Origin of the sequence: Kitasatospora sp. NPDC101447, assembly GCF_044767225.1 — a bacterium.
Lineage (GTDB): Bacteria > Actinomycetota > Actinomycetes > Streptomycetales > Streptomycetaceae > Kitasatospora.
This window is the reverse complement of sequence record NZ_JBIWNL010000003.1, coordinates 150228-171336: the sequence shown is the minus strand read 5'-3', so window position 1 is coordinate 171336 and position 21109 is coordinate 150228. Positions and strand designations below refer to the sequence as shown.

Below are 21109 nucleotides of genomic sequence, written 5' to 3'. Positions count from 1 at the left end.
CGGGCGGGCGTACGGGCAGTCCGGCGCGGGGCCCGGCCCCGCTCGACGTCCATGAGTGAATACCCCATGGGGGTATCAAGTCAAGCGGATCGAAGCGGCGAAAAATACCTATGGGGGGTATCTGCCAGGGCTTGCTCTCGATACCCCTCGGGGGTATAAATGAACCCGGCACCGCCCGATACCCCTGCGAGGTATGACGGCCCGGCCCGCCGAACGCACCGCACGACCGGCAAGACGACTGTCACGAGGAGCGACGATGACTACGCAGGCACCCGCCTCCGCGGAGGTGGAACTCTCGATCGGCGGAATGACGTGCGCCTCGTGCGCGGCCCGCATCGAGAAGAAGCTCAACCGGATGGACGGGGTCACCGCCAGCGTCAACTACGCCACCGAGAAGGCGAAGGTCTCCTTCGAGGACGGTGTCGAGGTCGCCGACCTGATCGCCACCGTCGAGGCCACCGGCTACACCGCGGCGCTGCCCGAGCCCCCGGTCACCGAGGGCCCGGCCGGCGAGCGGACCCGGCCGGCGGACGAACTGGCCCCGCTGCGCGCCCGGTTGTTCACCGCGGTGGCGCTCGCCGTGCCGGTGATCGCGATGGCGATGGTCCCGGCCCTGCAGTTCGACAACTGGCAGTGGCTGTCCCTGACCCTGGCCGCCCCGGTCGTCACCTACGCCGCCTGGCCGTTCCACCGGGCCGCGTTCACCAACGCCCGGCACGGCGCCGCGACGATGGACACCCTGGTCTCGCTCGGCACCGGCGCCGCGTTCCTGTGGTCGCTGTGGGCGCTGTTCCTCGGCGACGCCGGGATGCCGGGCATGCGGCACGGCTTCGAGTTCACCATCGCCCGCAGCGACGGCGCGTCGAACATCTACCTGGAGGCGGCGGCCGGCGTCACCGCCTTCATCCTGGCCGGGCGCTACTTCGAGGCCCGCTCCAAGCGCACCGCCGGTGCCGCGCTCAAGGCGCTGCTGGAACTGGGCGCCAAGGACGTGACGGTGCTGCGCGGCGCGGCCGAGGTGCGCATCCCGATCGCCGAGCTCGCCGTGGGCGACCGCTTCGTGGTCCGGCCGGGCGAGAAGATCGCCACCGACGGCCTGGTGGTCGAGGGGGCGTCGGCGGTGGACGCCTCGATGCTGACCGGTGAGTCCGTCCCGGTCGAGGTCGGGGTCGGCGGCAGCGTCACCGGCGCCACCGTCAACGCCGGCGGCCGGCTGGTGGTCGAGGCCACCCGGGTCGGCGCCGACACCCAGCTGTCCCGGATGGCCAAGCTGGTCGAGGACGCGCAGAACGGCAAGGCCGCCGCGCAGCGCCTCGCGGACCGGATCTCCGCCGTCTTCGTGCCGATCGTGATCACCCTCGCGGTGGCCACCCTCGGCTACTGGCTGGGCACCGGCGAGGGCTGGACCGCCGCCTTCACCGCCGCCGTCGCCGTGCTGATCATCGCCTGCCCGTGCGCCCTGGGCCTGGCCACCCCGACCGCGCTGCTGGTCGGCACCGGCCGCGGCGCCCAGCTGGGCGTCCTGATCAAGGGCCCGGAGGTCCTGGAGTCCACCCGCAGGGTCGACACCATCGTCCTGGACAAGACCGGCACCGTCACCACCGGCCGGATGACCCTGATAGCCGTCCACACCACCGGCAGTACCACCGAGGCCGAGGTGCTGCGCCTGGCGGGCGCCCTGGAGCACGCCTCCGAGCACCCGATCGCCCGGGCGATCGCCGACGCCGCCGCCAAGGCCGGCGAACTGCCCGCCGTCGAGGGCTTCGAGAACGTCCCGGGCCTGGGCGTCCAGGGCGTGGTGGACGGCCACGCGGTGGTGGCCGGCCGGGAGGCGCTGCTCAACGAGTGGTCGCAGTACCTGTCGGAAGACCTGGTCGGGGTCAAGCGCGCCGCCGAGGCGGCCGGCCGCACCGCGATCGCGGTCGGCTGGGACGGCGAGGCACGGGCCGTCCTGGAGGTCGCCGACGCGGTCAAGCCGACCAGCGCCGAGGCGATCGGCAAGCTGCGCGCACTGGGCCTGACCCCGGTGCTGCTGACCGGAGACAACCGGCGGGTCGCCGAGGCCGTGGCGGCCGAGGTCGGCATCGCGCCGGAGCACGTGATCGCCGAGGTCATGCCGCAGGACAAGGTCGACGTCGTCAAGCGGCTGCAGGCCGAGGGAAAGGTCGTCGCGATGGTCGGCGACGGCGTCAACGACGCCGCGGCCCTCGCCCAGGCCGACCTCGGCCTCGCGATGGGCACCGGCACCGACGCCGCGATCGAGGCCGCCGACCTCACCCTGGTCCGCGGTGACCTGCTGGCCGCGGCGGACGCCATCCGGCTCTCCCGCCGGACCCTCGGCACCATCAAGAGCAATCTGTTCTGGGCGTTCGGCTACAACGTCGCCGCCCTGCCGCTGGCCGCGGCCGGGATGCTCAACCCGATGATCGCCGGCGCGGCGATGGCCTTCTCCTCGGTCTTCGTGGTCGGCAACAGCCTCCGACTGCGCCGCTTCCGCTGAACGGGCCTTCCGCTGAACGGCCTTCGCTGAGCGTCTTCTGCTGCGCCGCTTCCGCTGAACCGCCTCCGCCGTGTCGTGCGGACTCCGGACCACTCTCCACCGCCGGGCCGGGGCCCCGGAACCCCGCCGGGGCTCCGGGGCCCCGGCGTTTCCGGGGTGCGGCCGGTCAGTCCTCCGGCAGCTCCACCGCCTGCCAGCGGTACGCCGCGTCCTCCTGCCAGACCTGCAGTTCGCCCTCCACCACCGCGGCCAGGCAGAGCCGCCAGTCGTCGCCCATCGCGAGCGCCACCCGGGTGGCCGGGCGCAGGGTGGGCCGCCACCAGCGGGGACGGCGGGAGGCGCCGCCGGCCGGGAGCCGCAGCCGTACGCCGCCGGCGCCGGCCAGGGCGATGGTCGGGCCGCCGCGGTGGCCCGCCATGGCGATGTCGAGGGAGGGTTCGCCGTCGCCGATCTCGGTGCCCGGCCCGGCGGAGCCGAGGGTGTGCAGCTGGACGGAGCCGTCCGGCCGCAGGGTGGCGGCCTGCGGGCCGGCGGAGGTGCGGGCCAGTGCCCCGGCGCGCAGCGCGCCCTCCGGGCCGACCGGGGTGGGCGGTTCGGTGGTGCCGGGCCGCCGGCCCAGCACCCGGCCGTGGTGCTCGACCAGGACCAGCCAGCAGCCGGGCCGTTCCTCCAGGGCGGCGAGCACCCGGTCGGCGGGGCAGCCGGGCAGCTCGTGGCCGGTGAGGGTGAGGCCGGGCGCCCAGCGGTAGGAGCGCAGCGCGCCGCCGGCGGCCGTCCAGACCGTCATCTCCCCGGCCGGACCGACCGCCCCGGCCAGCCCGTTGACCCCGCGCGCCGCCTCCCACCAGCCGGCCGACGTGCCGACCCAGAGGGTGTTGCCGCGGTCCTCGGCGCAGACCACCAGCTCGCCCTGGCGCCCGGCCCAGCCTGCCGCCAACTCCCGTACGGCTCCGGGCCCCTGTCCGGCGGGCAGCAGTCGGCCGGTGTGGCCGGGGCCGGCCAGCGCGGTGCCGTCGGAGCCGCCGGTGACCACCAGCGGGCGGCCGGTGCGGTCGGGCAGCACGGCCAGTCCCGCGGTACGGGCCACCGGCCGGTGCGAGCGCAGCAGTTCGCGGCCGCGGGCGGCCCACGGGCCGAGCGGGGAGGGACGGCGCTCCGGGTCGCGGGCCAGCGGCTCGCACGCCCAGCGCGCCAACTCCTCGCCGTAGCCGGCCGCCAGCAGCTCGGCGCGGGCCTGCTCGGCGGCGAGCCGGTGGTCGAGCCGGCCGTGGTCGGGCAGCAGCAGGGTGCGGGCGAGGGTGCCGACCGCGAACAGGTCCTTGGCGGTGGTCGGGAAGCCGCCGACCTGCTCGGCCTCCGGAGGAACGTGCCCGGGGGTGAACACCGCGACGGTCAGGGTGTGGTCGAGCGGGGCGAGGAAGGTCAGGTCGATCAGCTTGACCTGGCCCTGGCCGTCCACCAGGACGTTGGCGGGGGAGATGTCGCGGTGCACCCAGCGCTTGCGGTGCAGCTCGTCGACGATCCGGCAGAGCCGGGCCAGCACCTCGGCCACCGCCGCCGGACCGCCGCGCTGGCCGCGCGCCCAGGTGTGCAGCGGCGCGCCCTCGACCCAGGGCGAGATCTGGTAGCCCAGCAGCCCGGCGGAGGGCGCCGCGCCGGGCCGGTGCGGGGAGGGGCCGAGCAGGAAGCTGGGCACCACCAGGTCGGTGACGCCCAGCCGGTGCGCGTTGTGCGACACGTCGTCCCAGCGCCCGAGCCAGCGCCGCACCTCGGACGGGTCGCGCTCCAGCATGATCTTCGCGGCGACCAGTTCCTTGCGCCCGTTGTGGCCGGTGCGCACGGCCCGCCACACCTCGGCCTCGCCGCCCCGGTGGTGGAACTCCAGGAGTTCGTACTGCTCGGGGTCGAACTCCGGCCCGAACCGGAGTCCGGGCACCCAACGCGACTCGGACACACGACCCCCGACGTTATGAACCGCTCGACGCTGCTGACTGCCCGGTCGACGGCCGCTCGATGCTTTCGACGAACCGCTGTTGGTGCGCTTGTTCATGTCCTGCTCATGCGTTGCCCAGGATAGTGCTCTTTCCTGTTCGTCTGTCCGATCGAGGGCCTATTCTGATGGCGCAGAAGCAACATCACGACACGACGTCAACTCATGATCGTTCGAACCTCGTTGATCATGGAGGCGACGACAACCTGACACAGGGGGACGGTGCATGGCGCTGCTAGCGGTGCTGCTGATCGTGGTGGCACTGGCCGGTGCGGCCGTCGTCGTACTGGCGCGCCGCCGAGGAGCCCTGGACGCCGACGCGGTGGCGAGAGCCCTGGCCGCGGCCGCCGAACAGCTCACCGCCGGGAAGGCCGCCCAGGCCCGCCGCCGCTACGCCCGACTGGCGAAGCGACTCGCCGCCGGGCCCGCCGAACTGGGCCCGCAGCGCGGCCTCGCGCTGCTCGGCCAGGCCGAGGCGACCATCCCCACCGGCGACCGGGCGGCCACCCTCGCCCTGCACCGCGAGGCGTTCCCGCTGCTCGCCGACCCGGCCCGCCAACTGCCCCGGTGGAGCCTGCGCCACCTCGCCGAGGAGCGGATGCGGGGCGGGGAACGGAACCCGGCCGACGGGACGCCGCAGACCGGGGAACGGCCCCGGACCCCGGACGGCGACCTCGGACCGCTGCTGGCCTTCCTCCAGGCCACCGCCGCCGGCGCCGAACCCGGCGAGGAGGCCCAGGCCGCCGCCCGCGCCCTCGACTGGCTGCAGCGCCGCTGCCGGGAGGGCTCCGCCGAGCAGCGCGAGGAGGCCACCGTCCGCGCCCTCGCCGCCCTGCCCGGCCGCGACTGGCCGGTGCTCGCCCGCGCCGCCCTGCTGCAGGAGACCGGCCGGCTCGCCGAGGCCGAGACGCTGGTCGCCGACTCCGTCCGCGGCGGCAGCGGCGAGCTCCACTTCCGCTGGGGCATCCACCACTACAACCGGCACCGGGACGGAGCCGCCGTCGCCGCCTTCGACGAGGCGCTGCACATCGGCCCCGGCGAGCCCTCCCCGTGGGGGCGCGGCCCGGCGCTGCGCACCGACTGCCTGCTCTTCCGCGGCCTGGCCAAGCAGCGGCACGGCAACACCGACGGCGCCTGGAGCGACTTCGCGGCCGCCACCGCGGAGAGCCCGACCGACCCCCGCCCCCGCTACGCCCTCGGCCGGCTCGCCCTGCTGCTCGGCGCCGACGACCAGGCCCGGGAGCAGTTCACCGCCGCCCTGACCGTCCAACCCTCCTTCGCCCCGGCCCGGTTCGGCCTCGCCCTGGTGCACGAACGGGCCGAGCGCCACGCCGAGGCCGCCGCCGACTACCGGGCCGGCCTCGACCGGGCCCCCGACTGGCGCCCCGCCCGGGTCCGGCTCGGTGCCGCCCTGCTCGCCGCCGGTCGGACCGCCGAGGCCGAGCCGCTGCTGCGCGCCGAGTCCGACACCGAACCGGGCAGCCGCTGGACCGGCATCGCCGCCTTCCACCACGGCCTCGCCCTCGCCCGCACCGACGACCCGGCCGGCGCCCTCGCCCGCTGGGAGCCACTGGACGACGAGGACCTGAGCGAGCGCCGGGCCCTGGCCCGCGACCGGCTCGCCCGCACCCGGCTGACCGGGGATCCGGTCGCCGCCCGCGAACTCTGGCAGCGGGCCGCCGCTGAGCACCCGGCCGCCCCCGGCTACCGCGCCGCCCTCCGCGAGGCCGCCCTGCGCGAGGCCGCCCACCTGCTGGTCACCGGCCGTGACCGCCCCGAGTCGCGGGCCGGCGCCACCGCCGCGCTCGCCCTCGCCGACACCCTGCCCGGCGCCCTGACCCACCGCCAGGCCCGGTTGCGCGCCGCCCTGGCCCTGGCCGAGGGCAAGACCGAGCCGGTCGGCACCCTGCTGGACGCCGGCAGCGGCCTGCGCGACCGCTACCACCTCGCCGCCGTCGCCCTGCTGGCCGGCCGCCCGGCCCGGACGATCGCCCTGCTCGGCCCGCCCGACCCGAACGGCGACCCGGCGACCGCCCGGCTGCGCGCTCTGCTCGCCGAACGGGCCGGCAACTGGGCCGCCGCGCTGGAGTGGTACCGGAACTTCCTGACCGCCGCGGCGCCACCGGGAGCCGCCCGTGCGGCGGAGCCCGCCGGCGACTGCGCCGCCTGCGACCGGCCCGCCACCGGCGCGTGCGCCGGCTGCGGCCGCGAGGCCTGCACCGACCACCTGCACACCCCGGAGGGCGCCGGCTCGCCCCGCTGCGTCCGCTGCGCCGGTCCCGCGCTGCGCGCCGTCCTGGACTGCGCCCGCCGCACCGGCGCGCCCGAGCAGGCCGAACCCGTCCTCGCGGCCTGGGCGGCGGCGCTCGGCGACAGCGCCGCCGCGGCACCGGTCCGGCTCGACCTCGCCCTGCTGCGCGCCGAACTCGGCCGCCACGACGAGGCGCTGGCCGATCTCCCCGCGGACGCCGCGGCCGTCCGCGCCGCCGTCCTGATCCGCCGGGCCGGCGCCGCCCTCGCCGCCGGCCGGCCCGGACGGGCCGCCGGCGACCTGCGCCAGGCCCTCCGCCTGGCCCCCGGCCACGCGCGGGCCACCGAGACCCTCGTCCTGCTCGCCGAGCACGAGGCGCACCAGCACGCCATCGAGGGCCGCCACCGCGAGGCCTGGGAGGCCTACCGCGACCTGCTGCTCAAGGACCCGGCGCACCCCCGGCTGCTGCACGCCCTCGGTCTGGCCGGCTACCGGCTCGCGACCGCGTCCGGGGCGGCTGCCTCCGAGAGTGCCGTGTCCGGGAGTGCCGTGTCCGGGAGCGCCGTGTCCGAGAGCGCCGTGTCCGAGAGTGCCGCGTCCGGGAATGCCGCGTCCGGCGCGGCCCGGGACGAGGTCTGGGCCTGGACGCTCGGCTGCCTGGTTGCCGCCCTGCACCAGCCCGAACTGTGGGCCGAGTCCGCCCGGATCACCGGCCGCACCCCCGAACCGCAGCGGCTCGCCGCCGCCCGCACCGGGCTCATCGACCGCCTGCGGGACGACCTGCGCGCCCTCGACCGGGCCGCCGGCCGCAGCGGGGACGAGGTCTCCGCCTGGACGCTGCGCCTCGGCATGGAGGCCCACACCGCCGACGCCTTCGCCCAGGAGGACCTCCGAATAGCCCTGCCCGGCTGCCCCTCCCGCCGCCTGACGGTCGGCCCCACGCTCGACCGGCTGTTCCGCGCGGAGCCCGAACTCGCCGCCTGGGCCGAGGCGTTCGAGCAGGCCGTACGGGCCTGGCGGCAGCCCGCCGGCTCCGGCGCTCCCGGCCCGGCCCGCGCCCTCGGCCTCTTCGGCGAGCTCGGCCCGCAGCGCTACCTCCAGCTGCAGGGCCGCCAGGCCGCCGCCGTCGCCGCCCTGGATGCCGTGCCCCAGCAGCGGCGCGGCGAGGACTGGCAGTCGCTGCTCGGCGAGTCGCTGGTCAGCCAGGCCCGTGAGCACCACCGCAACCAGGACTGGCGGGAGGCCCTGGACTGCCTCACCCGGGCCGGGGCCGTCCCCGGGGCCGCCCTGCCCGCCGACTCGGCCGCCATCGCCGCCGAGTCCGGCGTCCGGGCCGCCCGCGCGCTGCTCAAGAGCACCGTGGACGACCAGCCGGGAGCGGCCGAGCTGCTGGAGAAGGCGTACGCGCTCGCGCCGGACGACCCCGAGGTGCGCGGCGACCTCGGCGCCACCTACGCCCAGTGGGCCCGCAAGATCAACAACGAGGACAAGGACTACCCCCGCGCCCTGGAGCTGCTGCAGAAGAGCCTGGAGCTCGTCCCCGGCGACCCGACGGCCCGGCACTTCCTGGAGGCCGCCCTGGGCAACCGGGCCGGCCAGCTCAGCCGCCCCGAGGCCTCCGACGCCGAGCTGGAGGAGGCCGCCGACGCCTGGCGGGCGCTGATCGCCCTCAACCCCGACCCGGACCACCGGCTCGGCCTCGCCTTCGTGCTGCGCCACCTCGCCCGCTCGGCCGCCTTCGCCGACGACCGCGGACGCGCGGTGCGCCGCATGGCCGAGGCGCTGGACGCCGACCCGGAGTGGGACGGCGACGCCGAGCACGAGGCGCCGCGCCGGGTCGCGGTGATGCTCGCCAACCACGTGCTCGACGCCATGGGGGACAAGCCGTTCACCGCCCAGGCCGCCGTGCTGCAGAAGGCCAAGTCGTACGACGACTCGACGGACATCCGCCGCCTGATGGTCAGCGTCTGGCGCGGCGAGGCCATCGGCCACTACGAGGCCCGCCGCTACCAGGAGGCGCTCCGGCTGCTGGAGGAGGCGCTCGGTCTGTCCCGCACCCCGGAGGACGATGACAAGCTGCACCGCGAGCTCGGCATCGTCTACGGCTCGTACGCCGTCCAGCGGGCCAACGCCCGGCAGCTGCGGGAGGCCCGCGATCTGGCCCGCAAGGCCGTCGAGCACAACCCGGAGGACCTGGAGCTGCGCGCCATGCAGCGGCGGATCAACTCGCTCTACTGACGGCAACCGCACGGCAGTTGCCGTCGTCCTAGACCGTGCGCCCCGGCGCCGGCCGCCGTCCCGGCCGTCGGGACCGGCCGGTCGGGGCCGGCCCGCCGAGAGCCGTCCGTCGAGACCCCCGCCCGCCGAGAGCCGCCCGTCCTGAGTCGTGAGTCGTGAGTCGTGATCGTGAGGAGAGGGACCGCCCGCCATGCCACTGCCTGAACCGTCGCCGTACGAGGTCCTGGGCATCCCGCTCACGGCCGGTGTGCGCGAGATCAACCTCGCCGTCGGACCGGCGATGCGGGCGGGCCGTCACACCCGCCAGCAGATCCAGGAGGCCGCCGCGCTGCTGCGGAACCCGGACCGGCGGCTGGAGTCCGACCTCCAGCAGCCCCTCCCGCCGGAGCCCGTCGACCGGGCCGCCGACCTGTTGGCCCCGGCGCTCACCGAACCGCTGCTGGTGATCGAGCGGCCGCCGCTGCCGCCCGTCCCCGCCCTGCTGACGCTGCACCGCGCCGAGCTGGCCGCCGACTTCGCCGAGCCCGCCCCGCCGGGCGCCGACCCCGAACCGCCCGTCCCCGCCCGCTACGCGGCCGACCTGTCCGTGCTGCCGCAGATCGAGGTACCCGAATGACCGACGCACCGACCGCATCCCCGCTCGACGGCCACCGGCGGCTGGAGATCCCGCCGGGCGTCGAGGAGGTCGACCTGGAGCGGAAGTTCGTCCAACTGCTCTTCCGGTCCTCCCTCCTGGGGAGCAAACTGACGGAGCAGCGGCAGACCGCCCGGGCCGAGCAGCGCGACCTGCTGGGCATCCTGGTCGAGGTGGACGACGCGCTCGCCGCCCTCGGCCTGGACCGCGAGCTGGTCGCGCTGGGACGCGGTGAGGGCATCGAGGCCACCCGGCGGCGGCTGCTCGGCCGACTCGCCAAGGCCAAGGTCCGTCCGATGCGGCTGGAGGGCATGCCGGCGGATCCGGAGCTGACCGAGATCGTCGGCACCGAGGTCCGGCCCGGGGTGGTGCCGGAGACGGTGGTGCGGACGGTGGTCACCGGGTTCTTCTGGGAGGACGAGGTGCTGCGGCGGGCCCAGGTGGTGGTCGCCGCACCGGAGCCGGAACGGGCGCCCGACACGGAGACGCTGCAGCCCGAGGGCATCGGGGAACCCGGGATGACCGAGGGGGCCGGGGAGCCCGAGGCCGTGCCGGCCGAACCCGCTGCCGAAGCGGCCGAAGCACCCGAAGCCGCCGAGACGACCGTGCCGGCCGAGGCCGCCGGAGCAGGCGATCCCGCCGCCGTGCAGCCCGTCCGCGCCCAGCCCAAGGCGGCCCCGCCCCGGGCCCGCCGCAAGGCGACGGCCGCGGGCAAGCGGGCCAAGCGCAAGAAGTAGCCAGGACCACGAGGGGCAAGAGGGGAACGACATGTACCGCACACTCGGCATCGACCTGGGCACCACCAACTCCGTGGTCGCCCACCTGCGCCGGGGCGAGCCGGAGATCATCTTCAACCGGCAGAACCAGGAGGCCACGCCCTCCGTCGTCGGCAGCGGCCGCAAGGGCGAGCTGCTGGTGGGCTCCACCGCGCGCAGCCGGATCGCCATCGACGGCGCCAACGTGATCCGCTCGGTCAAGCGCTTCATGGGCCGCAAGTTCAAGGACCCGCAGGTGCAGGCCGCCCTCAAGGAGGTCGACTACAAGGTCACCGCGGGCACCGACGGTGACGTCAACGTCTGGTTCAACGGCCGCTCGTACACCCCGATCGAGATCTCCGCGATCGTTCTGCACCGGCTCAAGGAGGACGCCGAGCAGCGCTTCGGCGAGCCCTTCCACCGCGCCGTCATCACCGTCCCCGCCTACTTCGGCGAGCGGCAGGTCGCCGCCACCCAGGAGGCGGGCCGGATGGCCGGGCTGCACGTGCTGCGGATCATCAACGAGCCGACCGCCGCCGCGCTCGCGTACGGGATCACCTCCGAGGCGGGCGACGAGGGCAGGACCGTGCTGGTCTACGACCTCGGCGGCGGCACCTTCGACATCTCCATCCTGCTGCTGGTGCCCGGTTCGGTGTCGGTGCTCGGCATCGAGGGCGACAACCTGCTCGGCGGCGACGACTTCGACCGGGCGATCACCACCGCGCTGCTGGAGGACATCCGCGAGGAGTACGGCTCGGACTACCAGCCCGACCTGCGCGACCGCCCGAAGATCGCCTCCACCGCCGAGACCATCAAGATCGAGCTCTCCAACCAGGAGTCCTCCGAGGTCATCCTGCCCGGTCTCGGCGCCGGACAGCTGGTGCTGGAGACGGAGTTCGAGCGCGCCCGCTTCGAGGAGCTGATCGAGACCCAGATCGAGCGGACCATCGAGCTGACCCACAAGGCCATCATGCAGGCCAACCTGACCGTCGGGGACATCGACGAGGTGGTGCTGGTCGGCGGCTCGACCGCGATCCCGCTGGTCGCCCGGCGGCTCGGCGAGGTGTTCGGCCCCCGCCGGATCCGGCGCGGCGTCAACCCGATGCAGTGCGTGGCACTCGGCGCGGCCGTGCAGTCCGCGTTGGTCGGCGAGGTGGAGTGCCCGGAGTGCCGGGCCCCCGGGGACCTCTCCGCCTCCAACTGCGCCAACTGTGCGACCTCCCTGCTCGGTGGTGACCGGGTCTCCTGCCCGACCTGCCACATCCCGGTCGACTCCGCGGCCGCCGACTGCCCCAAGTGCGGCCAGGAAACGGGTGGTTCGGCCGGCGGCGCGACCGTCCCGAAGCAGGTCCAGGCCACCACCGTGGTCCGCAGCGACAACTGCCCGCGCTGCGGCACCCCGGCGGCCCCCGGCGTCACCGCCTGCGAACTGTGCGGCGAGGCGCTGAACTCGGCCGCCCCCGGCCTGACCAAGGTGATCTCCACCGCCGCCGAGGACGTCGGCCTGCGCTGCGCCTCCTGCGGCGTGGTCAACCCGCCCGGCAGCGAGACCTGCACCGGCTGCGGCGAACTGATGCAGGTGACCAACCCCTTCGACATCACCCCGAAGAACCTCGGCATCGAGCTCAACGACGGCCGGCTCGCCGTCATCATCCCCAAGAACACCAGCTACCCGACGAGTTCGCCGGTCAGCCGGGAGTTCGTGGTCTCCGGCAGTGGCCGGCAGCGGCTGGAGGTGGCGGTCTACGAGGGCGAGCACGAGATCGCCCAGCAGAACGAGCTGATCGGCCACCTCACCCTGCGGCTGCCCGAGGGCCTGGGCGGGCGCACCCCGGTGGAGGTCTCCTTCGGCCTCGACCGCGACCGCACCATCACCCTGTCGGTACGGATCCAGGGCGGCGCGGAGAAGACCGTCAAGCTGGAGCGGGTCACCCTGGACCCGGAGCTGAAGGTGCAGGTCGAGGAGCAGCAGCGGCAGATCGAGACCTTCACCGACCGCTGGGGCGGGGAGCTGACCGAGGCCGAGATGCGCGAGGCGCAGCGGCTGATGGACTCCCTGGACGACCTGGCGGCCGGTCAGACCCGCGGCCAGTCGGTGGACGAGGCGCTGGAGCGGGCCCAGCGCCAGCTCAAGGCCCAGCGCTGGGTGCGCGGCTCGGAGGCGTACCTGAGCCTGTTCATCCACTACTGCGAGAAGCACCTCGACCCGAGCGACCTGGACCGGCTGCGGTCGGTCTCCGCCGAGCTGCGGCTGCGCCGCGAGGCGGCCGACTGGGAGGGCGCGATGCGCGCGGCCCAGCGGGCGGACGAGCTGTGCGACTCGCTCGGTCACACCATGCGGATGCTGACCATGTGCAACGTCTACGTGACCCAGAACATGGTCTCGCCCGCCCTGGGGCAGCTGATCATGGCGGAGCTGCGCGGCCTGGACGCCGCCGTGGAGGCGCCCAACATGGAGGAGGTCAACAAGCACATGTCGAACCTGCTGGCGCTGTACGCGCAGGCGCAGCGGGAGCTCGGCAGCGAGCCGGCCGCGGAGTCGCTCGGCCCGGTGCGCCCGGAGGAGGCGGGGCCGCGATGAGCGCTGTTGCCGACCCGGAGGTGCTCTGTCCGCTGTGCAAGGTCGCGGCGGATCCGCGGAGCCTGTGCTGCCCCTCCTGCCGTGAGGACCTGTCCGCCCTGTTCCGGCTGCGTTACGCCGGTCGGATCGATTACAACCGGGCGTTGGAGGCGCTGGCGGCCGGCGACGAGGCGACGGCGCGGTTCCGGCTGCGGGGCGCCCTGGAGGCGGAGCCGGGCCTGTACCCGGCCCGGGAGCTGCTGGAATCACTGAGCGTGGCGGGGCCGGCGGGCCTGGTGCGGGTGGGGCGTGAGGGCGACACGCCCTCTGAGTGACCAATTCGGACCCTCCCGACCTGCCGTCGCGTTCCATCGGTGCGAGTGTGATCGTCACACGGATGTTCGCCACCCTCACAAGGAGTGACGCAATGCGTATTCGCACCACCCTCGCCGCCACGGCGCTCGCCGCCGTGGCCGTCCTGGCCGGTGCCGGCACCGCCGCCGCGGGCGACGCGACCGCCAACGGTGTCGCCTACGGCTCGCCCGGTGTGCTGTCGGGCAACCAGATCCAGATCCCGATCAACCTCGAAGCCAACGTCTGCGGCAACACGATCGGCATCATCTCGATCCTGAACCCGGCCATCGGCAACACCTGCATCAACGCGTGACCCGTGCGCTGGGGCCGTCCGTCGAACCGACGGGCGGCCCCAGCGCCGCGTCCGGGGCCGGGCCGGTCGTGCCGCGCCCGGGCGCGCTCCGGTACCCCCGTTCGGGGGTGGCGGCAGGGCCCCGGGAACGGGACCATGGTCCCCGACCCGCCCCGTCGCACCCAGGAGCCCGCACGTGCCGACCACGCCGACCCCGCGCAGCTACTCCTCCGGTACCTCGGACGTCCCCCTGCTCGGCGACACCATCGGGGAGAACCTGGACCGCGCGGTGCGCGCCTTCCCCGACCGCGACGCCCTGGTCGACCGCCCCACCGCCCGCCGCTGGACGTACGCCGAACTCGCCGCCGACGTCGACGCCGTCGCCCTCGGCCTGCTGGAGCTCGGCATCGCCAAGGGCGACCGGGTCGGCATCTGGGCGCCCAACTGCGCCGAGTGGACGCTCACCCAGTACGCCACGGCCAAGCTCGGCGCCGTCCTGGTCACGGTCAACCCCGCCTACCGCGCGCACGAGCTGGAGTACGTGCTGAACCAGGCGGGCATCCGGCTGCTGGTCGCCGCCGAGCGGTTCAAGTCCTCCGACTACGCCGCGATGATCGACGACGTCCGGCCCCGTTGCCCCGAGTTGGAGCGGGTGCTGCTGATCGGCGGCCCGACCTGGGACGACCTGCTCGCCGCCGGCCGGCGGGCCGGCCCGCGGCTGGTCGCGGAATTCGCCGCCCGCCAGGGCGAGTTGGCCCCCGACGACCCGATCAACATCCAGTACACCTCGGGGACCACCGGCTTCCCCAAGGGTGCGACCCTCTCGCACCACAACATCCTCAACAACGGGTACTTCGTCGGCGAGCTGCTCGACTACACCGAGCAGGACCGGATCTGCATCCCGGTCCCCTTCTACCACTGCTTCGGCATGGTGATGGGAAACCTGGCGGCCACCTCGCACGGCGCCTGCACGGTGATCCCGGCGCCGTCCTTCGAGCCCGGCGCCACGCTGGCCGCCGTCGCCGCCGAGCGCTGCACCTCGCTGTACGGCGTGCCGACCATGTTCATCGCCGAGCTCGCCGACCCGGACTTCGAGCGCCACGACCTCGGCAGCCTGCGGACCGGCATCATGGCCGGCTCGCCCTGCCCGAGCGAGGTGATGAAGGAGGTCATCGGGCGGATGGGCATGGCCGAGGTCTCCATCTGCTACGGCATGACCGAGACCTCGCCGGTCTCCACCCAGACCCGCGTCGACGACCCGGTCGAGCGCCGGGTCTCCACCGTCGGCCGGGTCGGCCCGCACCTGGAGGTCAAGGTCGTCGACCCGGTCACCGGCCGTACCGTCCAGCGCGGCGAGCCCGGCGAGCTGTGCACCCGCGGCTACTCCGTCATGCTCGGCTACTGGGGCGAGCCCGAGCGCACCGCCGAGGCCGTCGACGCCGCGCGCTGGATGCACACCGGGGACCTCGCGGTGATGGACGAGGACGGGTACCTCGCCATCACCGGGCGGATCAAGGACATGGTGATCCGCGGCGGCGAGAACCTCTACCCGCGCGAGATCGAGGAGTTCCTCCACGCCCACCCGGACGTCCTGGACGTCCAGGTCATCGGTGTCCCCGACCCGAAGTACGGCGAGGAGCTGATGGCCTGGGTCCGGATGCGCGAGGGCGCCGAACCGCTCACCGCGGAGGCCGTCCGGGAGTACTGCGCCGGCCGGCTCGCACACTTCAAGATCCCGCGCTACGTGCACGTGGTCGAGGAGTTCCCGATGACGGTCACCGGGAAGATCCGGAAGGTCGAGATGCGCGAGGAGGCGCAGCGGATCCTGGGGCTGTAGGGCCGACCCGGTCGGGCCGGCGGCCGCCTGCGCGCCGCACCCCGTCGACCGATCCGGTGACACCGCCGGCCCCTGCGGCCGCTGACCGGGCCGGTCCGGGGGCGAACCCGGCCGCCGGGCGGGAGAGTGTGATCATGTCCCTCGACGTCACCGTGGAACGCCTGATCCCCCGTCCGCCCGCCGAGGTCGCCGGCTACGCCATGGACTGGCGCCGCGACCACGAGTGGACCCAGGGAATCCGCAGCGCCGCCCTCACCCGGGAGGCCGACACCGGGGGCTTCGGCGTGGGCGCCGAGGTCACCCGGACCGCCCACTTCCTCGGGCGGCGCTTCGAATACGTGCTGCGGGTGGCCGGCTACGCCCCGCCGCAGGTGCTCGACATGGTCTCGGTGGCCGGGCCGATGCCGATGCACGTCACCTACACCTTCGAGCCCACCCAGGGCGGCACCTTCGCCCGCATCCGCGTCCGCGGCGGATCCACCGGTTTCCACCGCCTCACCGGGCCGTTGATGTCCCGCCAGGTCCGCTCCTCGCTCACCAAGGACCTGCGCGCCCTCGAAGCCCGCCTCACCGGCTGACCGCTCCGCACCGACCCCCGTCCGGAGCCCGTCCTGCGCAGCCCCGTCCTGCGCAGCCCCGTCCCGGGCGGCCGCTGCCGGCCCCTCGGCGTTCGCTTCGCTCCGGTATCGTGCGCCGTCGTTCGGGCCCGACGGGAAGAGGTGCAGGTCAATGAGTGGGTCGGCGTCGGCTGCCGGGCCGGGGGAGTTGCGGCGGCACCTGGGCGTGTTCGACGCCGTGGTGATCGGGCTGGGGTCGATGATCGGCGCGGGCGTCTTCGCCGCGCTGGCGCCCGCCGCGGCCGCCGCCGGCTCCGGGCTGCTGATCGGACTGGCGCTGGCCGGGGTGGTGGCGTACTGCAACGCGACGTCCTCCGCCCGGCTCGCCGCCCGCTACCCGCAGTCCGGCGGCACCTACGTCTACGGCCGGGAGCGGCTCGGCGAGTTCTGGGGGTACCTCGCCGGGTGGGGCTTCGTCATCGGCAAGACCGCCTCCTGCGCGGCGATGGCGCTCACCGTGGGCTCCTACGTCTGGCCCGCCCAGGCCCACGCCGTCGCGGTCGCCGCGGTCGTGGCGCTGACCGCGGTCGACTACGTCGGCGTGCAGAAGGCCGCCTGGCTGACGCGGGCGATCGTCGCCGTCGTGCTGGGCGTGCTCGCCGCCGTGGTGGTGGCCTGCCTGAGCGGCGGCCAGGCGGACGCCGGCCGTTGGGCGGTCGACGCGGACGCCGGGTTCCACGGGGTGCTGCAAGCCGCCGGCCTGCTGTTCTTCGCCTTCGCCGGGTACGCCCGGATCGCCACCCTCGGCGAGGAGGTGCGCGACCCGCAGCGCACGATCCCGCGCGCGATCCCGCTCGCGCTGGGCATCACCCTGGTGGTGTACACGGCCGTCGCGCTCGCTGTCCTGGCCGTACTCGGCCCCGAACGCCTCGCCCACGCCGCGGCGCCGCTGGCGGACGCGGTCCGGGCCGCCGGGGCGCCCGGGCTGGCTCCGGTGGTGCGCGCCGGGGCGGCGGTGGCGGCCCTCGGCTCGCTGCTCGCGCTGATCCTCGGCGTCTCGCGCACCACGCTCGCGATGGCGCGCGACCGCCACCTGCCGCACGCCCTGGCCGCCGTCCACCCGCGCTTCGGCGTGCCGCACCGCGCCGCGCTGGCCGTCGGCGCGGTGGTGGCCGTCGTCGCGGCCGTCGGCGACGTGCGCGGCGCGATCGGCTTCTCCTCCTTCGGCGTGCTCGCCTACTACGCCGTCGCCAACGCCTCCGCCTGGACCCTCACGCCGGGCGAGCGCCGCCCGCCGAGGATCGTCCCGGTCGTCGGTACGGCCGGCTGCCTCGCGCTGGCCTTCGCCCTCCCGGCGGCCTCCGTCCTGTCGGGCGCGGTGGTGCTCGGGCTCGGCGCCGCCGCGTACGGCCTGCGCAAGGCGGTGGCCCGCCGCTGAGGCCCCCCGTCAGCCGGCGAGCCGGTGCGGGCAGCCCGTCGGACCAGCCCCCGGCGAGCCCGGCCCCGCCCCGGGCCGGCACCCGGACCGCAGGAACGCCGACGGCCGGCGAGGCGCAGTGCCTCGCCGGCCGTCGGCGTACGCGGGTGTTACCGGCCGCCCCACGGCTCGTCCGTCGAGACGATCTCGCGGCCGAGCGGCGTCAGCGAGACCGGGATCATCTTCAGGTTGGCCCAGCCGAAGGGGATCCCGATGATCGACAGGAACAGCGGAACGCTGGTGATCAGGTGCGCCAGCGCCAGCCACCACCCGGCGAAGACCAGCCAGATCACATTGCCGACGCAGGACGCCGCCCCGGCGTCCGACCGCTCCACCGCCGTCCGCCCGAACGGCCACAGGATGAAGCCCGCGAGGCGGAAGGACGCGATGCCGAAGGGGATGGTGATGATGAGGACGCAGCAGATGATTCCGGCGACCGCGTAGGCAAGAGCCATCCAAATGCCGCAGAAAACCAACCAGATGACATTGAGGATGAACTTCACTGCACTCATGCTTGGTACCTTCTCACGGCCGATCGCGTTGCACCACGACCGTCCCATGCCCGCCGGAGGGCGTGTCTACGCCCTCGGGGGTTGTGCCTCAGGGGTCGGTCCGGGGTACGGCCTCAACCCGCGGTCGAAGTGAGGCCGGCCGACTCAGCGGTCTCCCACGAGCGCGAAGGCGAACGCCAGGCGCCGGTCGATCCACTCCGCCTTCATGGTGACCTTCTCGCTGCCTTCCGACGTCATCACCACCTCGCCGTCGGCACGCCACTCCAGCGTGCGTGACCTGTGCGGCAGGTCGCCGCCCTCCGCCCCGAAGCTGGTGAGGGCATCCGCGACGCCGAGTGCCAAGCGGCCCGCCGCCAGCCCGAGCGCGTCCTTCGGAGAGCCGCCCGCGATCCACTGGTTACGGCCGACGATCACGGGGTGGCCGGGCTGGTCGATGGCCCAGGTGTGGCGGAAGGGACGCCGGGGCGGAACGCGGCGGACGGTTCCGATGAGCTGCCCCTGCCCGTCGTGGACAGGGTGGTGCCGCTCGCCGTCGACCTCGATCCGCTCGCCGACGTAGCAGAGCAGACGGTTCGCGCCGAGGTCCTCGAAGAGGGTGAGTGAAGGGCCTGCGGGCGGCGGCGCCGACGCCGGTACGGGCGGCGCAGCCGAGGTGGCGAGGTAGGCGCAGGGGGCGAGGACACGGTCGTTCCTGCCGCCCTTGGCGACGCGGACGGCGCGAGGGCCCCAGCCGATGCGGTTTCGCGTGGGGGTGGCCGGTCGTTCGACGTCGCCGATCACGAACTCCCTGACCCGTTCCCAGCTCACGGGCTCGACGGGAGGTTCCGCGGAGCTGTTCCTGTTCCTGCCGAAGCGCATGTTCGCCTCCCGACGGCCCGACTGGTCTTGATCCGTCCCCGACCCTAAGCGGTGCCGGTCCGGGGCTTCCCGCGTGGGCCGCCGGGTGGCCGTGGCCCGGGGTGGTCAGCCGGCGCCCCCGGCCGATCGGGCTCGTTTCCGAACACCACCGACCCCGATCGGTCCCAGGGGTGCATTTCGGGGGAAGGTCCGGGGCCGGGGCCCCGGTGTGGGCGGGGCGGGTCAGGCGGGGCGGGGGAGGTAGGCGAGGCCGTGGGCGCCGGGCTCGGCGCGCTTGGGGAGGGTGAGGCGGGAGACCGGCGTGAGGGTGTCGAGGTCGATGACGTCGACGGTGGAGGAGACGACGGAGGAGACGTAGGCGAGTCGGCCGTCCGGGGAGGAGGCGATGGTCAGGGGGAAGAGGCCGATCTCGACGGCGCCGAGGAGCCGGTGGTCCTCGGTGGAGAAGACGCTGAGGCGGCCGGGGAGCTGGCGGCCCAGCCGGGAATCCGGGTCGGGGGCCGAACGGACCTCGCCGGCCAGGAGCTTGCCGGTGGAGGTGAGGTGGACGGGGAGCGCGGCGGACCCGGTCGGGAGGGTGTCGACGACCGAGGCCGTGCGGGCGTCGATGACGCGGATGCCGGGGGTCGCGTCGGGCCGGCCGGCGAAGCCGAGGTAGGGCGCGGCGACGTACGCCCGGGTGCCGTCGGGGGAGACGGCGAGGCCCTCGCTGCCGGGGACCTCGACCTTGGCGGTCAGGACGCCCTTGTCGAGGTCCACGATCGAGACGAACGGGGCCTCCTTGTTGGTGGCGAAGCCGGTGCGACCGTCCGGGGAGACGGCGAACCAGTGCGGGCCGGGGGCGTCGGTGTCGATCCGGCCGATCGGGCGGCGGGTGTCGGTGTCGACGACCACGACGCCGCCGGGGCGGTCCGGGCCGCCCTCCACGCTGACGTAGAGGCGACCGCGGGCGGTGTCCAACGCCAGGCCGTGCGGGCCGTGTTCGGGGGCGAGGTCGATCACCTCGACGATCCGGCGGGTGTCGGCGTCGATCACGGTCAGCTCGGTGCGGCGGCCGCCGTTGGCGTGGTAGTAGCCGGAGTGGTAGGCGCTGGTGCACCAGAGCAGGCGCTGGGTCGGGTCGAAGCACAACTCGTGCGGCTCGGCGAGGACTTCGACGGTGTCGAGGAGCCGGTCGGTGGCGGCGTCGAAGAAGGAGACGGTCGGGCCGCTCTGGCTGACGGCGGCGAGGACGTCTCCGGCGAGGTGGGAACGGGACATGGTGGACACAGGTGCTCCTTGAAGCGGGTTTCCCGGTGGACGTCTCCACTCTCCGGCTCCCGGGGCGGCGGAACAATGCAAGGATGGGCACGGGATAGTTGACCGGAACGCAAAGATGCAGCTCAGGAGCCATGGATGGACCTCAACTTGCTGCGGGCCCTGGACGCCCTGCTGCAGGAGAACAGTGTGACCAAGGCCGCCGAGCGGCTCGGAACCTCACCGGCGGCGGTGAGCCGGACGCTGGCCCGGCTGCGCCGGGCGGTCGGCGACCCGCTGCTGGTGCGGGCCGGACAGGGGATGGTGCCGACCCCGCGGGCGCTCGAACTCCGGGAGGAGGTGGGCGCGTTGCTGCGCGACTGCGACAACGTGCTGCGCCCCGGGGCAGGGTTCGAGCCGGTTCACCTGGAGCGGACCTTCACCGTGCAGACCAGTGACGTCGTCCTGGTCCGGGTGGCCGGGTCGCTGACCGAGCGGATCCGCGCGGAGGCGCCCAAGGTCGACACGGTGTTCCTGCCGGAGGCGCTGGAGGGCGGGCCGGCGCTGCGGCAGGGGCTCGTCGACGTCGAGGTGGGCGTGCTGGGGCACCTGGACCCGGAGATCCGCAGCCGGCCACTGGTCCGGGCGCCCCTGGTGGGCGTGGCCCGCGGTGGGCATCCGCTGTTCGACGGGCGGATCACCGCACGGCGCTTCGCCGCGGCCGACCACATCGGCGTCTCGCGGCGCGGCAGGCGGCTCGGGCCGATCGACGCCGCGCTGGCCGAGCGCGGGCTGCGGCGCCGGGTGGCGGTGGTGGTGCCGAGTCACACCAGCGCGATGCTGCTGGCCCGGGACAGCGACCTGGTCGCGCTCGGGGTGGCGGACTGGCTGCCGGAGACGGTCGCGGCGCTGGGCCTGCGGACCTTCCCGATCCCGCTCGAACTCGACCCGCTGGAGCTGGGGATGGCCTGGCACCCGCGCAACTCGGCCGACCCGGGCCACCGTTGGTTCCGCGAGCACCTGGCGGCGGCCGTCCGGCAGGCGGGGCAGGAGTGAGC

Annotated in this window: 15 protein-coding genes; 11 read left to right on the top strand and 4 right to left on the bottom strand. The window is 74.7% G+C overall.

The features are described from left to right. Positions 1 to 256 precede the first annotated feature (256 nt). The gene (locus ACIRST_RS05705; protein ID WP_402800336.1) at positions 257 to 2500 is read left to right on the top strand and encodes a heavy metal translocating P-type ATPase; all 2244 of its coding nucleotides are present in this window, start codon (positions 257 to 259) and stop codon (positions 2498 to 2500) included. Positions 2501 to 2666: 166 nt separating this feature from the next. Here the strand turns inward: ACIRST_RS05705 and ACIRST_RS05700 are convergent, their stop codons facing one another. Then, positions 2667 to 4454, bottom strand: coding sequence for a serine/threonine protein kinase (locus ACIRST_RS05700; protein ID WP_402800334.1), 1788 nt, complete (start codon positions 4452 to 4454; stop codon positions 2667 to 2669). A gap of 262 nt (positions 4455 to 4716) precedes the next feature. Between ACIRST_RS05700 and ACIRST_RS05695 the strand changes: the two genes are divergently transcribed. The 9 genes from ACIRST_RS05695 (at position 4717) to ACIRST_RS05655 (ending at position 17406) form a co-directional block, all read left to right on the top strand. Further along, positions 4717 to 8979 (top strand): hypothetical protein, encoded by a 4263-nt coding sequence (locus tag ACIRST_RS05695; protein WP_402800333.1) that lies wholly within the window; start codon positions 4717 to 4719, stop codon positions 8977 to 8979. Positions 8980 to 9169: 190 nt separating this feature from the next. Then, positions 9170 to 9595, top strand: a complete 426-nt coding sequence (locus ACIRST_RS05690; protein WP_402800331.1) for a hypothetical protein — start codon at positions 9170 to 9172, stop codon at positions 9593 to 9595. Further along, on the top strand, positions 9592 to 10350 hold the full coding sequence (locus ACIRST_RS05685; RefSeq protein ID WP_402800329.1) for a nucleotide exchange factor GrpE: 759 nt from the start codon (positions 9592 to 9594) through the stop codon (positions 10348 to 10350). Before ACIRST_RS05690 ends, ACIRST_RS05685 begins: the two co-directional genes overlap by 4 nt. A 31-nt stretch (positions 10351 to 10381) precedes the next feature. Then, positions 10382 to 12949 (top strand): Hsp70 family protein, encoded by a 2568-nt coding sequence (locus ACIRST_RS05680; protein WP_350521140.1) that lies wholly within the window; start codon positions 10382 to 10384, stop codon positions 12947 to 12949. After that, a complete protein-coding gene (locus ACIRST_RS05675) occupies positions 12946 to 13263 on the top strand; it encodes a hypothetical protein (RefSeq protein WP_402800327.1) in 318 nt (105 codons plus the stop codon). Before ACIRST_RS05680 ends, ACIRST_RS05675 begins: the two co-directional genes overlap by 4 nt. A 92-nt stretch (positions 13264 to 13355) precedes the next feature. Next, positions 13356 to 13595 carry a chaplin gene (locus tag ACIRST_RS05670; RefSeq protein WP_350521138.1) on the top strand — a complete coding sequence of 80 codons (240 nt, stop codon included), beginning with the start codon at positions 13356 to 13358 and terminating at the stop codon, positions 13593 to 13595. Positions 13596 to 13770: 175 nt separating this feature from the next. Further along, complete coding sequence (locus tag ACIRST_RS05665) at positions 13771 to 15411, top strand: AMP-binding protein (RefSeq protein ID WP_402800325.1); 1641 nt, start codon at positions 13771 to 13773, stop codon at positions 15409 to 15411. 134 nt (positions 15412 to 15545) lie between these two features. After that, complete coding sequence (locus tag ACIRST_RS05660; protein ID WP_402800323.1) at positions 15546 to 15989, top strand: SRPBCC family protein; 444 nt, start codon at positions 15546 to 15548, stop codon at positions 15987 to 15989. A 151-nt stretch (positions 15990 to 16140) separates the two neighbouring features. Next, entirely contained in the window at positions 16141 to 17406 is a 1266-nt protein-coding gene (locus ACIRST_RS05655; protein WP_402800320.1) for an APC family permease, read from the top strand. A gap of 149 nt (positions 17407 to 17555) precedes the next feature. On the opposite strand, the gene ACIRST_RS05650 is transcribed toward ACIRST_RS05655, so the two are convergent. The 3 genes from ACIRST_RS05650 to ACIRST_RS05640 form a co-directional block, all read right to left on the bottom strand. After that, a complete protein-coding gene (locus ACIRST_RS05650) occupies positions 17556 to 17957 on the bottom strand; it encodes a YccF domain-containing protein (RefSeq protein WP_350521134.1) in 402 nt (133 codons plus the stop codon). A gap of 144 nt (positions 17958 to 18101) precedes the next feature. Then, positions 18102 to 18764, bottom strand: coding sequence for a hypothetical protein (locus ACIRST_RS05645; RefSeq protein ID WP_402800317.1), 663 nt, complete (start codon positions 18762 to 18764; stop codon positions 18102 to 18104). Positions 18765 to 19037: 273 nt separating this feature from the next. Then, positions 19038 to 20075 (bottom strand): YncE family protein, encoded by a 1038-nt coding sequence (locus ACIRST_RS05640; protein WP_402800629.1) that lies wholly within the window; start codon positions 20073 to 20075, stop codon positions 19038 to 19040. 135 nt (positions 20076 to 20210) lie between these two features. On the opposite strand from ACIRST_RS05640, the gene ACIRST_RS05635 reads away from it, so the two are divergent. After that, on the top strand, positions 20211 to 21107 hold the full coding sequence (locus ACIRST_RS05635; RefSeq protein WP_402800315.1) for a LysR family transcriptional regulator: 897 nt from the start codon (positions 20211 to 20213) through the stop codon (positions 21105 to 21107). Positions 21108 to 21109 lie beyond the last annotated feature (2 nt).